Origin of the sequence: Pseudomonas marvdashtae (assembly GCF_014268655.2) — a bacterium.
GTDB lineage: Bacteria > Pseudomonadota > Gammaproteobacteria > Pseudomonadales > Pseudomonadaceae > Aquipseudomonas > Aquipseudomonas marvdashtae.
Genome location: NZ_JABWQX020000001.1, coordinates 3,499,158 through 3,512,834, shown reverse-complemented (window position 1 = coordinate 3,512,834; position 13,677 = coordinate 3,499,158). Strand labels below are relative to the sequence as shown.

The following is a 13,677-nucleotide window of genomic DNA, read 5'->3' as shown; positions in this document are numbered from 1 at the left end:
CCTGCATGGACAGGGGTGGGCTTTTTACTGGAGCTTCAGGTGCCCAGAGGGGCTTGGATCAAACCTTGACGATCCAACCCGCTGGCGCTTCCACATCGCCGGTCTGCACACCGGTCAGCTCTTTGTAGAGCTTCTGGGTGATCGGGCCGACTTCGGTTTCGCTGTGGAACACGTGCAGCTTGTCCTTGTAGCTGATGCCGCCAATCGGCGTGATCACCGCGGCGGTACCGCAGGCGCCGGCTTCCTTGAAATCTGCCAGCTTGTCGATGAACACATCACCTTCGATCACTTCCAGGCCCAGGCGCGATTTCGCCAGTTCGATCAGCGACAGGCGAGTGATGCCTGGCAGGACCGACGGGGAGTTGGGGGTGATGAATTTGTTGTCGTGGGTGATGCCGAAGAAGTTGGCCGAGCCGACTTCCTCGATTTTCGAATGGGTCATCGGGTCCAGGTAGATGCAGTCGGCGAAACTGGCTTTCTTTGCCTGGGAGCCGGGCATCAGGCTGGCGGCGTAGTTGCCACCGACCTTGGCCGCGCCGGTGCCCTGTGGGGCAGCGCGGTCGAAGCTGGAGATCAGGAAATTGTGCGGGGTCAGGCCGCCCTTGAAGTAGGCGCCGACCGGAATGCAGAAAATCGAGAAGATGAACTCGGGTGCGGTGCGCACGCCGATGTTGTCACCCACGCCGATCACGAACGGGCGCAGGTACAGCGCGCCGCCGGTGCCATACGGCGGGATGAAGCGCTCGTTGGCGCGGACCACTTGCTTGCAGGCTTCGACGAACTGCTCGGTGTCGACGTGCGGCATCAGCAGGCGGGCGCAGCTGCGTTGCATGCGGGCGGCGTTCTGGTCCGGGCGGAACAGGTTGATCGAGCCGTCCTTGCAGCGATAGGCCTTCAGGCCTTCGAAGCATTGCTGACCGTAGTGCAGGGCGGTGGAGCCCTCGCTGATGTGCAGCACGTTGTCTTCGGTCAGGGTGCCTGTGTCCCAGGCGCCATCGCGCCAGTGCGACAGGTAGCGCTTGTCGGTCTTGATGTAGTCAAAGCCCAGTTTGTCCCAATTGATGCTCTCGTTACCCATGACACCCTCTATTTCTTAACAACCGTCGAAACGGTTCAAGGCTTCTGACGTTTTTTGGATGGGGACAACAATACTTCATTCCGGGGCTGTTTCGCAGCCTCACTCAGATGATTGTTCCCACGCTCCGCGTGGGAATACCTCAACGGACGCTCCGCGTTCGGCTTTGGGACGCGGAGCGTCCCTGGCTGCATTCCCACGCGGAGCATGGGAACGATCAATGCGTCACAGATGCAACGCATGCCCCAACGCTCGCAACGCCGCTTCCTGCACGGCCTCGCCCAGCGTTGGGTGGGCGTGGATGGTGCCGGCGATGTCTTCCAGGCGCGCACCCATCTCCAGGGATTGGCCGAACGCCGTGGACAACTCCGACACACCCACGCCCACCGCTTGCCAACCGACGATCAGGTGATTGTCCCGGCGCGCCACGACCCGGACGAAACCGCTTTTCGATTCCAGGGTCATGGCCCGGCCGTTGGCGGCGAACGGGAAGCTCGACACGATGCAGTCGAGCCCGGCGGCCTTGGCTTCGTCCGGCGTTGTGCCGACCACGACCACTTCTGGATCGGTGAAGCACACCGCCGCGATGGCGGTCGGGTTGAATTCCCGATGCTGGCCGGCGATCAGCTCGGCGACCATTTCGCCCTGGGCCATGGCCCGGTGGGCGAGCATCGGTTCGCCGCTCAAGTCGCCGATGGCCCAGACGTTGCGCATGCTGGTCTGGCAACGGCTGTCGATCTTCACCGCCGAACCGTTCATCGCCAGGTTCAGCGCTTCGAGGTTCCAGCCCAGGGTGTTGGGTTTGCGCCCAACCGCCACCAGCACCCGGTCGGTGTCCAGGTTCAACGTGTCGCCGTTGGGATCACGCACTTGCAAGGTGCTGGCCTGGGCATCGAAACCCTCGACACTGTGCTTGAGGTACAGCTTCACGCCCAACTGCTTGAGCGCCTCATGCACCGGTTGCGTCAGCTCGCCGTCATAGGCCGGCAGAATCCGCTCCTGGGCCTCGACCACGCTGACCTCGGCGCCGAGCTTGCGATAGGCAATGCCCAGCTCCAGACCGATATAACCGCCGCCGACCACCACCAGGTGCTTGGGCACCGAGGTGGGGGCGAGGGCTTCGGTAGATGAAATAATCGGCCCGCCAATCGGTAGCATCGGCAGCTCGACACTCTTCGAGCCGGTGGCCAGCAACAGGTGTTCGCACTGGATACGGCTGTCGCCGACTTCCACAGTCTTGCCGTCGATGACCTTGGCCCAGCCGTGAATGACTTGGACCTTGTGCTTTTTCAGCAGCGCCGCGACGCCGGTGGTCAGGCGATCGACGATGCCGTCTTTCCATTCCACGCTCTTGCCGATGTCCAGGGTTGGCGCCGACACCGAGATACCCAAGGCCGAGCCCTGGCTGTGGTGCCGGGTCTGGTGGAACTGTTCGGCGACATGGATCAACGCCTTGGACGGAATGCAGCCGATGTTCAGGCAGGTCCCGCCCAGCGCCTGGCCTTCCACCAGGATGGTTGAGATGCCCAGTTGCCCGGCGCGGATCGCCGCCACGTAGCCGCCAGGACCGCCGCCGATGATCAGCAGCGTGGTGTTCAAAGTTTGCATCTCTTACTCCACAAACAAAGTGGCGGGTTGTTCGAGCAAGCCACGCAGGGCCTGGATGAATTGCGCCGCGTCCATGCCATCGACCACCCGGTGATCGAAGGAGCTGGAGAGGTTCATCATCTTGCGAATGACGATCTGGCCCTTGATCACCATCGGGCGTTCGACGATTTTGTTCACGCCGACAATCGCCACTTCCGGCAGGTTCAGCACCGGCGTGCTGACGATGCCACCGAGTGCGCCGAGGCTGGTCAGGGTGATGGTCGAGCCGGACAGCTCATCGCGACTGGCCTTGCCATTACGGGCGGCCGTGGCCAGGCGCGAAATCTCCGCCGCGCTGTCCCACAGTGTACGGGCCTCGGCATGACGCACCACCGGCACCATCAAGCCGACGTCGCTCTGGGTGGCGACACCGACATGCACCGCGCCGGAGCGGTGGATCACTTGGGCTTCATCGTCGTAACGGGCGTTCATCTGCGGAAAATCCCGCAAGGCCACGACCAGGGCACGCACGAGGAACGGCAGTAAGGTCAGCTTGCCGCGACTGGCACCGTGTTTTTCGTTCAGGTGAGCCCGCAGTTCTTCCAGGGCGGTCACGTCGACTTCCTCGACGTAGCTGAAATGGGCGGCGCGTTGGGTGGCTTCCTGCATGCGCTGGGCGATCTTGCGGCGCATGCCGATCACCGGGATCTGCTGCTCGTCGTGACGTTCGGCATAACCCGAGCCAGCCTTGGCCTGGGCCGACGGTCCCTGGGCCAGATAGGCTTCCAGGTCTTCATGCAGAATCCGCCCGGCGGGGCCGCTGCCCTGGACCAGGCGCAGCTGGATGCCCAGGTCCAATGCGTGTTTGCGCACGGCCGGCGAGGCCAGTGGACGCTCTTCAGGGGCGCGGGCCACCGGGGCTTGCGGGGCGCAGCGTGGCGCGACGGTTTTTTCCACCACCGGTTCAGGCGTGGCCACTGGCGCTGGCTTTGGCGCCTGTACAGCCGCCGCAGCTGGAGCCGGTTGTGCCGATTCTTTCAAATTGCCCGCGCCTTCGACTTCGATGCGGATCAGCTCGCTGCCCACCGCCATGACTTCACCGGGCTCGCCACCCAGGGCAATGACCCGGCCATGCACCGGTGAAGGGATGTCCACCATCGCCTTGTCGGTCATGACGTCGGCCAATACCTGGTCCTCGACCACCATGTCGCCAACCTTGACGTGCCACACCGACAGCTCAACTTCCGCGATGCCTTCGCCGATGTCCGGCATCTTGATAACGTGCGTGCCCATTCAGACCTCCATGACCCGTTTCAACGCCGCGCCCACACGGGACGGCCCAGGGAAATACGCCCACTCCTGCGCGTGCGGGTAGGGGGTGTCCCAACCGGTGACGCGCTCGATGGGCGCTTCCAGGTGGTGGAAGCAATGTTCTTGTACCAATGACACCAGCTCGGCGCCGAAACCGCAGGTGCGGGTGGCTTCGTGGACCACCACGCAGCGACCGGTCTTCTTCACGGATTTGACGATGGTGTCCAGGTCCAGCGGCCAGAGGCTGCGCAAGTCGATGACTTCGGCGTCGATGCCGGTCTCTTCGGCCGCGACTTGGGAAACGTAGACCGTGGTGCCATAGGTGAGAACGGTCACGTCCTTGCCAGGACGGGTGATGGCGGCGACATCCAGCGGCACCGTGTAGTAGCCATCCGGCACTTGTGCCGAAGGGTGCTTTGACCACGGCGTCACCGGGCGGTCGTGGTGGCCGTCGAACGGGCCGTTATACAGGCGCTTGGGTTCGAGGAAGATCACCGGGTCATCGTTTTCGATGGAAGCGATCAGCAGGCCCTTGGCGTCGTAGGGGTTGGACGGCATGACGGTGCGCAGCCCGCAAACCTGGGTGAACATCGCCTCGATGCTCTGGCTGTGGGTCTGGCCGCCATAGATACCACCGCCGCAAGGCATGCGTAGGGTCATCGGCGCGGTGAACTCGCCGGCCGAGCGATAGCGCAGGCGCGCGGCTTCGGAAATGATCTGGTCCGAAGCCGGGTAGACGTAGTCGGCGAACTGGATCTCGGCCACCGGCCGCAGTCCATAGGCGCCCATGCCCACCGCCACGCCGACGATGCCGCTTTCGGAAATCGGTGCGTCGAATACTCGCGAGGTGCCGTACTTGTTCTGCAGGCCTTCGGTGCAGCGGAACACGCCGCCGAAGTAACCGACGTCCTGGCCGAACACCACGACGTTGTCGTCGCGCTCGAGCATCACGTCCATGGCCGAGCGCAGGGCCTGGATCATGGTCATGGTGGTAGTGGTCATGGCGGTGTCCAACGCAATAGTGTTGTTGTGATCGTTCATGTCAGATCCCCAACTGCTGACGCTGGCGCTTCAAGTGCTCCGGCATCTCTTTGTAGACGTCCTCGAACATGGTCGCGGCGCTCGGAATCTGCCCGCCAGCGAGGGTGCCGTACTGCTCGGCTTCCTTCTGCGCGGCGATCACCTCGGCTTCGAGTTCGGCGGTGACGGCGGCATGTTCCTCTTCGGACCACTGGCCGATCTTCACCATGTGCTGCTTGAGGCGGGCAATCGGATCGCCCAGCGGGAAATGGCTCCAGTCATCGGCGGGACGGTACTTGGAGGGATCATCGGAGGTGGAGTGCGGGCCGGCGCGGTAGGTGACCCATTCGATCAGCGCCGGGCCGAGATTGCGGCGGGCGCGTTCGGCGGCCCAACGCGAGGCGGCATAGACCGCCATGAAATCGTTGCCATCGACACGCAGGGAAGCGATGCCGCAGCCGACGCCGCGCCCGGCGAACGTGGTGGCTTCACCGCCGGCAATGGCCTGGAACGTCGAAATGGCCCATTGGTTGTTGACCACATTGAGGATCACCGGCGCCCGGTAGACGTGGGCGAAGGTGAGGGCGGTGTGGAAGTCCGATTCGGCGGTGGCGCCGTCACCGATCCAGGCCGAGGCGATCTTGGTATCGCCCTTGATCGCCGAGGCCATGCCCCAGCCCACGCCTTGGATGAACTGGGTGGCGAGGTTGCCGGAAATGGTAAAGAAACCGGCGTCCCTGACCGAGTACATGATCGGCAATTGCCGGCCCTTGAGCGGGTCGCGCTCGTTGGACAGCAGTTGGCAGATCAGGTCCACCAGCGGCACTTCGCGGGCCATCAGGATGCTTTGCTGGCGGTAGGTGGGGAAGCACATGTCGTCGATGTTCAACGCCAGGGCCTGGGCGCTGCCGATGGCTTCTTCGCCAAGGCTTTGCATGTAGAACGACATTTTTTTCTGACGCTGGGCGACGACCATGCGGTTGTCGTAGATGCGCGTCTTGAGCATGGCACGCATGCCCTTGCGCAGGATCTCGACGGGAATGTCCGCGGCCCAGTCGCCCAAGGCATTGCCCTGGTCGTCGAGCACGCGGATCAGGCTGCGGGCCAGGTCGGCGGTGTCGGCGGGTTCGACGTCGATGGGTGGTTTGCGCACCGTGCCGGCATCGGACAGATGCAGGTAGGAGAAGTCGGTCTTGCAGCCGGGACGGCCCGAGGGTTCTGGGACGTGCAGGCGTAGCGGTTCGTACGCTGGGTTCATGGCTTTCTACGCTCGATCTTGTGAATTTCTTGTAGTGGGCGCGCTAGCTGACGAATTTCCCCGGGTACGGGAAATTGTCCTACAACAATCATAGGCTCGACGAAGAAGAATATTTTTCTCTGTTAGCTTGCTGTTCAGATCATTTGCAGATAAAAAATCTGCACAACGATAAAAATCAGGATTATTTGTCTCATGCGTAAATTGGATCGCACCGACATCGGCATTCTGAACAGCCTTCAGGAAAACGCCCGCATCACCAACGCCGATCTCGCCCGTTCGGTCAATCTGTCGCCGACGCCGTGCTTCAACCGCGTCCGGGCCATGGAGGAGCTGGGAGTGATCCGCGAGCAGGTCACGCTGCTGGATGCCGACCTGCTGGGGTTGCACGTCAACGTGTTCATCCATGTCAGCCTGGAGAAGCAGGTGGAGGAGGCGCTGCAGCATTTCGAGGAGGCCATCTCCGACCGGCCGGAGGTGATGGAGTGCTACTTGATGGCCGGCGATCCGGACTATCTGATCCGCGTGCTGGTGCCGACGATCCAGTCGTTGGAGCGGTTCATGATGGATTTTCTGACCAAGGTGCCGGGCGTGGCGAACATCCGCTCAAGCTTTGCCCTCAAGCAGGTGCGCTACAAGACCGCGTTGCCGTTGCCGGCGAATGGGTTGACGTTGGGTACGTAAAAGCTTCTAAAGCTGATTGATCGGAATCTTCAGATAGGTCACGCCATTGCCCTCGGCCGGCGGCATGTGGCCGGCCCGCACATTCACCTGAATCGCTGGCAACAGCAGCGTTGGCATGCCCAATGTCTTGTCGCGCTGGGTACGCATGGCCACGAACGCGGCTTCGTCGATGCCGTCGCGAACATGAATGTTGTCCCGGCGTTGTTCGCCCACGGGGCTCATGCATTGGGGCTCGCGATCTTCCGGCGGATAGTCGTGGCACACGTACAGGCGCACGCTGGCGGGAAAGGCCAGCAACTTTTGAATCGAGGCGTAGAGCTGATGGGCATTGCCACCGGGAAAGTCGCAACGGGCGGTGCCGACGTCTGGCATGAACAGCGTGTCACCCACCATGATCACGTCGCCATCGATCAGGTAGGCCATGTCCGCCGGGGTGTGGCCAGGCACGTGCAGGGCGGTGGCCTTGAGGTTGCCGATGAAAAAAGATTCGTCCGCCGTGAACAGGTGATCGAACTGTGAACCATCCACCGCAAAATGCGGTTCAAGGTTGAACAGCGCCTTGAAGACACGCTGAACCTGGTGGATCGATTCGCCGATGGCGATCTTGCCTCCCAGTTTCCCTCGCAAGTAAGGGGCGGCGGACAAGTGGTCGGCATGGGCGTGGGTTTCCAGCAGCCATTGCACCGTCAGTTGGTGTTCCGTCACGAAAGCGATTACCCGATCAGCCTGTTCGGTGCCGCTGCGGCCCGAAGCCGGGTCATAGTCAAGCACCGGGTCGATTACCGCGCATTGCCCGCCATCGTGCTCATAAACCACGTACGTGTAGGTCTTCGAGGCGGGGTCGAGGAAGCTCTGGATCTGCGCAGGCATGGTGACGGACCTGTAGGAAGAGTCTATTGCGGTGCGTAGGATTTTCAACATAAGGTCCGCAGCTTAAGTGAGGGCCACCGAGTCCTGCAAATGCGATCACGCCTGACATCAGGCGTGCGCGGCTTGAGAGACTTTTATGTTGCTGGCAAGTTTTCTGGGTGTGGTCATGGGGCTGGTCCTGGGCCTGACGGGCGCGGGCGGTGGCATTCTTGCGGTGCCGGCCCTGGTGTTGGGCCTGGGTTGGACGATGACCCAAGCCGCCCCCGTGGCATTGCTGGCGGTGGGCAGTGCAGCGGCGGTCGGCGCCATCGATGGGCTGCGCCACGGCCTGGTGCGTTATCGCGCGGCGTTGCTCATCGCGCTGTTGGGCGCGGTGTTCTCGCCGGTGGGTATTTATTTTGCCCACCGGCTTCCGGAAAAAATCCTGATGATGCTGTTCAGCTTGCTAATGGTGCTGGTGGCGGCACGCATGTTGCGTCGAGAGACCGCACAACCGGGCCCCAGCGATCATGGCGCGGCCAGTTGGGGCCAGAAAAACTGCATGCTCGACCGCGAGACCGGGCGCCTGGCCTGGACCGCCCGTTGCACCGCCACCTTGTCGGCGTTGGGTGCGGTAACCGGCATGGTCTCGGGACTGCTGGGCGTGGGCGGCGGTTTCCTGATCGTCCCGGCGTTCAAGCAACTGACCGACGTGCAGATGCGCGGGATCGTCGCGACCTCGTTGATGGTCATCAGCCTGATTTCGTTGATTGGCGTGGTGGGTGCGTTTCATGCCGGCGTGAGCATCGACCGGGTCGGGGCGGCGTTCATTGTGGCGAGCATCGTCGGGATGATGCTTGGCCGGCATTTATCAGCCAAGGTTCCGGCCCGGGCGTTGCAGGTGGGGTTCGCCGGGGTGTGCCTGGGGGTGGCGGTGTTCATGCTGCTGCGGGCTTAGCTGCTCTACGCAGATCCTTTGTGGCGAGCACCACAGGGATATGGGCGCTAGAGCAACCGACACTGCATCGAAAACCCCAACGCCACCGATTGCCCTTGCTCCAGCAAACGCAACCCCGGCCGCCCGGGCAAGTGATGGGCATTGACCGGGTGGCTGACCGGTTCGATGCAGAAAAAATCCAGCCCGACTGGGCAGTACAGCAGGAAGTATTTGCTGCCGCTGGCGCGGCATTCCAACTCATAGCCCAAGTCCGGTTGCTGGATCAGGCACTGCCCGTCCCAGCCGCCAAATCCATTGTCGACGAGGGTATCGGGCAGGGCGCTAATCTCCTGGAAATCCCATTCGGCAGGAATGTCGCTAAGCTCGGTCGGCAACTTCGAGGCGTCGCATTTCCAGACTTCGCTCGCCCGGGTTTGCAGGCGCGTGCGGGCGGTGCGTGGAAAATACGGATGCAAGCCCAGCCCATGCCAGGCAGGCTGTTTGGCTGTGTGGGTAACGAGCATGGCGATCTGCAGTTGGCCGCCACTGAGGCGAATCCGCAAGCTGGCGCAGTAGGCGAACGGGTGCAGGCTGTCGAGTTGCAGCAATGCTTCCTGGCCGCTTTGCTCGATCACTTGCCACGGTTGCTGCCAGGCGCTGCCATGGATCGGAAACGGGTCGTTGGGGCTGTTGGCTTCCAGTGCAAGCCAGCCACCGGGGCAATCGAAACCGCCCTGGGCGATCCGGTTCGACCAGGGAATCAAGGGGAAACAACCCAGCTTGCCCGGCAGGCCATTTTCCAGCGCTTGCGGGGCGGGCGGACGCAGCAGCGGGGCGCCGGTGCTGCGCAAGGTCCATTCAACGAGACTGGCGCCCAAGTGCGGGGCCAGGGTCAGGCGGGTGAGTTCGTCTTCGAGGTACAGGAGGGGCTGCGTCATGGTAGTCGCTTCTGTTCGGAAGGGGGCAGATAGCTTTTGGGAAGGGCAGATAGCTCTTGTGGCGAGGGAGCTTGCTCCCGCTGGACTGCGTAGCAGGCCCATCCGGTCTGGACTCGGGCGTCTGCTTCGCAGCCGAGCGGGAGCAAGCTCCCTCGCCACAAGGGGGCTTGCTCGCTTAAAGGGTTACAACACCAGATTCGGCAACCACAGCGAAATGGCAGGGACATAAGTCACCAGCAGCAGGACCAGGAACAGCATGCCGTAGAACGGCAGCAGCGCGTTCACAGTACTTTCGATGCTGACCTTGCCGATGGCGGAGCCGACGAACAACACCGCGCCCACCGGTGGCGTTATCAGCCCGATACCCAGGTTCACCAACATGATCATGCCGAACTGCACCGGGTCCACGCCGATGCCCACGATGACAGGCATCAGGATCGGCGTCAGGATCAGGATCAGCGGCGCCATGTCCATCACGGTGCCCAACAGCAGCAACATCACGTTGATGCACATCAGGATCACGTAACGGTTGTCCGACAGTGTCAGGAACGCGGTGGTGATCTTCGCCGGGATTTCCATCAGCGTCATGATGTAGCCGAAGCTGGCGGCGAAGCCGATCAGGATCATCACGATGGAGATGGTGCGTACCGTACGGTGCATCAGTTTCGGCAACTCGCTCCACTTATAGTCGCGATAGATGCACATGGTCACGAAGAACGCCCACACCACGGCAATGGCGGCCGATTCGGTGGCGGTGAACACACCCGAGAGAATGCCGCCAAGGATGATGAACAGGGTCATCATGCCCCACATGGCTTCCCGGCAGATCTTCAGCGCTTGCTTGAGCGGAATCACTTCGCCCTTGGGGTAATTGCGCTTTTTCGCGAAGACCAGGCACAGCGCCATCAGGCACAGGTTCATCATGATGCCGGGGACGATGCCGGCCATGAACAGCGAACCAATGGAGACGGTGCCGCCAGCGGCGAGGGAGTACAGCACCGCGTTGTGGCTGGGCGGTGTCAGCAGCGCTTGTACCGAACCACTGACGGTGACGGCGGTGGCGTATTCACGCGGATAGCCCTGGCGTGTCATTTCCGGGATCAGCACCGAGCCGACCGAGGCGGTATCGGCCACCGAGGAGCCGGAGATCGCGCCAAAAAAACTCGAGGCCACGAGGTTGACCAAAGACAGGCCACCGCGCACGAAGCCCACCAGCACACTGGCGAACGCCACCAGTCGGCGGGACATGCCGCCCTCGGCCATGATCGCACCGGCCAGCACGAAGAACGGAATGGCCAGCAACGAGAATTTGTTCACCCCGCCCGTTACCTGGATCATCATGGCCTGGAACGGAATATCGATCCACCACGCCCCGATCAGGGCGGCAGCGCCCAGCGCATAGGCGACCGGCATGCCGATCAGGATCAACAACAAAAAACTGCCCAGCAGAATCAGCGCGTCCATTAAGCGGCACCTTCGTTTTCTTCAACCAGGTCGAACTGCACGACCCGACGCTTGCTTTGATCACCCAGCAAGAGTTTTTCCAGGACAAAAATCAGGGTCAGGAAACCACCGATCGGGATCGGCATGTAGGTGATGCCGACGCGCAGGGTGGGGATGGCGCTCATGAATTGATTCCAGGTGGTCATGCACAGCTTGGTGCCCCAGACGGTCATGAAAATGCACACCGCCGCCATCAATAGCTGCGTGAAAACCGAAGCCAGGGTTTGCCAGTGCGGGGGCATGCGGCTGGTGACCATGTCCACGGCCATGTGCGAGCCGGAGCGGTAGCTGGCGGCGGCACCGATGAAGGTAAATACGATCATCAGCAAGATGGCGGTGGGCTCCGGCCAGCTTGAGCCGGTACCGAGTACGTAGCGGGCGAACACCCCCCACGGAATCATCAGCGCAACGGCGAGGACAGAAAGGCCGGCCACCCAGATGCAAGTCATGTAAATCGTGTCGTTGATACGCAGCAGCAAATTCTTCATCGGGTTCCACCGTAACCGGGCGCGCCTTCACCTGCGGCGCGCCCAGCCTTTTCATGAGTACAGATTCAGAGGTGTTACTTGACGGCTTCGATACGCTTGATCAGGTCGGCATACGGAGCACCGTATTTGGCCCGGATCGGCGCGGTGGCGTCATAGAAGGGTTTTTTGTCGACGGTGATGAACTCGACGCCAGCGGCCTTGAGTTTTTCTTCACTGGCGGCGGACTTCTCGTCCCACAGCTTGCGCTCCTCCATTTGGGCAGCCTTAGCGTGTTTTTTCACCATCTCTTGCTGCTCTGGCGTGAGCTTGTTCCAGGTGATCTTCGACATCACGATCGGCTCAGGCAGGATCAGGTGACCGGTGAGGCTATAGAACTTGGCGTTCTGGTAATGGTTGTGCTCAAGCATGGTCGGCGGGTTGTTTTCCGCGCCGTCCACCACGCCGGTCTGCAGGGCGCTATAGATCTCGCCGGTGTCCATGGCGATGCCGTTGGCGCCCATGGCGTTGAAGGTCTCGATGAACATCGGATTGCCCATTACCCGAAGTTTCATGCCTTTCATGTCTTCGAGCGTGCGCACCGGTTTCTTGCTGTAGACGTTGCGGGTGCCCCCGTCCATCCAGGCCAATGCCACCAGGCCGAACTCGGAATTGGTGATCCGGCTGAGGATTTCATCGCCGACTTCTCCGTCGATGACCGCGCGCATGTGGGCCTGGTCGCGGAAGATGAATGGCATGTTGAAGACGTTCACGTCCGGCACCACAGGACCGACGATGCCGAGGCTGACGCGAGACATTTGGATCGCGCCGGCTTGCATCTGCTCGATGACTTCTTTTTCGGAACCCAGTACGCCGCCTGGGAAGTACCTGAACTTCAATTCGCCGTTGCTTTCTTTTTCCAGGGCTTTACCCATGGACTCCTCCGCAACCACGGTCGGGTAGCCTTTGGGGTGGATGTCGGCGATCTTGATGTCCAGCGCTTGTGCCGCCTGCGCCAGGAAGGCCAGGGGCAGGGCCGCGATCAGAAGCGTGCGTTTAAAATTCATGGTCAATCTCCAGTGTTGTTGTTTTTATGTCTATCGATGTGAAGCGGTAAAGCAGATCAGGTCGCGGAGTGTTTCCGTCCTCCGAACGCAGGTTCAGCCAGGCCCTTGACGCCGGGGTTGAGCGCGAACACGCCACCGGCCAAGGACTGAGGATCGTTGTCGTCGCCCGGACGGATCGAGGTCACGTAGAGGGTGTCCAACCGGCTGCCGCCAAAGGCGCACATGGTCGGTTTTTTCACCGGCACTTCCAGCGAACGGTCGAGGCGTCCATCCGGGGTGAAGCGATGGATCAGGCCTGCATCGTTGGCGCAGATCCAATAGCAACCGTCGGCATCCACCGCCGCGCCGTCCGGGCGACCGGCCAGAGGCATCATGTCGACGAACAGCCGGCGGTTGGACGGCGTGCCGCTGTCGATGTCGTAGTCGAAGGCCCAGATCTGCTGGATCAACGGGTGCGAATCGGAAAGGTACATCGTCCGGCCGTCCGGGCTGAAGCCCAGGCCATTGGGCACAATGAAACCGCTCAGTTGCGCCTCGACCGGGCTACGTTGACCAGCCTCATAACGGTACATTCGGCCCTCGTCGGCGTTGGCGCCCATGTTCAGCACCATGCTGCCGGCCCAGAAACGGCCCTGGCGATCGCATCGGCCGTCATTGAGGCGCATGTCGGTGCGACTGTGCTCGACGCTCGCGCACAGCTCGCTGTCGAGGCTGCCGTCGTCATGGGGATGCAGGCGGAAGAAACCGCTCTCCATCCCCGCGACCCAGCCACCGTCCTGGTGCCGGGTGATGCAGGCGAGCATTTCCGGTGCTTCCCAGCCCTGGATTTTTCCGCTGCTGGCGTTCCAGCGTTGCAGGCCGCCGCTGGGGATGTTCACCCAATAGAGGGCGTTTTCCTCGGGGACCCACACCGGGCTTTCCCCGACGGCATTGCGTGCATCGACAATCAATTCGGCTTGCATGGCGATTCCTTGGTTCGTTCGTATC

13 protein-coding genes are annotated in these 13,677 nt (G+C 61.9%); 2 read left to right on the top strand and 11 right to left on the bottom strand.

Annotated features, from left to right (window positions below):
• Positions 1–58: 58 nt before the first annotated feature.
• The 5 genes from HU742_RS15770 to HU742_RS15750 all read right to left on the bottom strand — a co-directional run bounded on the left by HU742_RS15770 (position 59) and on the right by HU742_RS15750 (position 6,251).
• A complete protein-coding gene (locus HU742_RS15770) occupies positions 59–1,078 on the bottom strand; it encodes a branched-chain amino acid aminotransferase (protein ID WP_186640431.1) in 1,020 nt (339 codons plus the stop codon).
• A gap of 222 nt (positions 1,079–1,300) precedes the next feature.
• A complete protein-coding gene (gene lpdA, locus HU742_RS15765; protein ID WP_186640433.1) occupies positions 1,301–2,683 on the bottom strand; it encodes a dihydrolipoyl dehydrogenase in 1,383 nt (460 codons plus the stop codon).
• A gap of 3 nt (positions 2,684–2,686) precedes the next feature.
• Entirely contained in the window at positions 2,687–3,955 is a 1,269-nt protein-coding gene (locus HU742_RS15760; protein ID WP_186643271.1) for a dihydrolipoamide acetyltransferase family protein, read from the bottom strand.
• Entirely contained in the window at positions 3,956–5,014 is a 1,059-nt protein-coding gene (locus HU742_RS15755) for an alpha-ketoacid dehydrogenase subunit beta (RefSeq protein WP_186643272.1), read from the bottom strand.
• A 1-nt stretch (position 5,015) separates the two neighbouring features.
• Entirely contained in the window at positions 5,016–6,251 is a 1,236-nt protein-coding gene (locus tag HU742_RS15750) for a 3-methyl-2-oxobutanoate dehydrogenase (2-methylpropanoyl-transferring) subunit alpha (protein WP_186643273.1), read from the bottom strand.
• 192 nt (positions 6,252–6,443) lie between these two features.
• Here HU742_RS15750 and bkdR point away from each other — a divergent pair, with 192 nt between their 5' ends.
• A complete protein-coding gene (gene bkdR / locus HU742_RS15745; protein WP_003202929.1) occupies positions 6,444–6,932 on the top strand; it encodes a Bkd operon transcriptional regulator BkdR in 489 nt (162 codons plus the stop codon).
• 6 nt (positions 6,933–6,938) lie between these two features.
• Here the strand turns inward: bkdR and HU742_RS15740 are convergent, their stop codons facing one another.
• Positions 6,939–7,802, bottom strand: a complete 864-nt coding sequence (locus tag HU742_RS15740) for an MBL fold metallo-hydrolase (RefSeq protein WP_186640439.1) — start codon at positions 7,800–7,802, stop codon at positions 6,939–6,941.
• A gap of 136 nt (positions 7,803–7,938) precedes the next feature.
• On the opposite strand from HU742_RS15740, the gene HU742_RS15735 reads away from it, so the two are divergent.
• On the top strand, positions 7,939–8,739 hold the full coding sequence (locus tag HU742_RS15735; RefSeq protein WP_186640440.1) for a sulfite exporter TauE/SafE family protein: 801 nt from the start codon (positions 7,939–7,941) through the stop codon (positions 8,737–8,739).
• A 47-nt stretch (positions 8,740–8,786) separates the two neighbouring features.
• On the opposite strand, the gene HU742_RS15730 is transcribed toward HU742_RS15735, so the two are convergent.
• The 5 genes from HU742_RS15730 to HU742_RS15710 form a co-directional block, all read right to left on the bottom strand.
• On the bottom strand, positions 8,787–9,656 hold the full coding sequence (locus HU742_RS15730; protein WP_186643274.1) for an aldose 1-epimerase: 870 nt from the start codon (positions 9,654–9,656) through the stop codon (positions 8,787–8,789).
• Positions 9,657–9,839: 183 nt separating this feature from the next.
• A complete protein-coding gene (locus tag HU742_RS15725; RefSeq protein WP_186643275.1) occupies positions 9,840–11,120 on the bottom strand; it encodes a TRAP transporter large permease in 1,281 nt (426 codons plus the stop codon).
• On the bottom strand, positions 11,120–11,647 hold the full coding sequence (locus tag HU742_RS15720) for a TRAP transporter small permease (RefSeq protein ID WP_186640446.1): 528 nt from the start codon (positions 11,645–11,647) through the stop codon (positions 11,120–11,122). The genes HU742_RS15725 and HU742_RS15720 overlap by 1 nt, the downstream gene beginning before the upstream one ends.
• 74 nt (positions 11,648–11,721) lie before the next feature.
• A complete protein-coding gene (locus HU742_RS15715; protein ID WP_186640448.1) occupies positions 11,722–12,690 on the bottom strand; it encodes a TRAP transporter substrate-binding protein in 969 nt (322 codons plus the stop codon).
• A 56-nt stretch (positions 12,691–12,746) separates the two neighbouring features.
• Positions 12,747–13,652, bottom strand: coding sequence for an SMP-30/gluconolactonase/LRE family protein (locus tag HU742_RS15710; protein WP_186643276.1), 906 nt, complete (start codon positions 13,650–13,652; stop codon positions 12,747–12,749).
• Between the last annotated feature and the right edge of the window lie 25 nt (positions 13,653–13,677).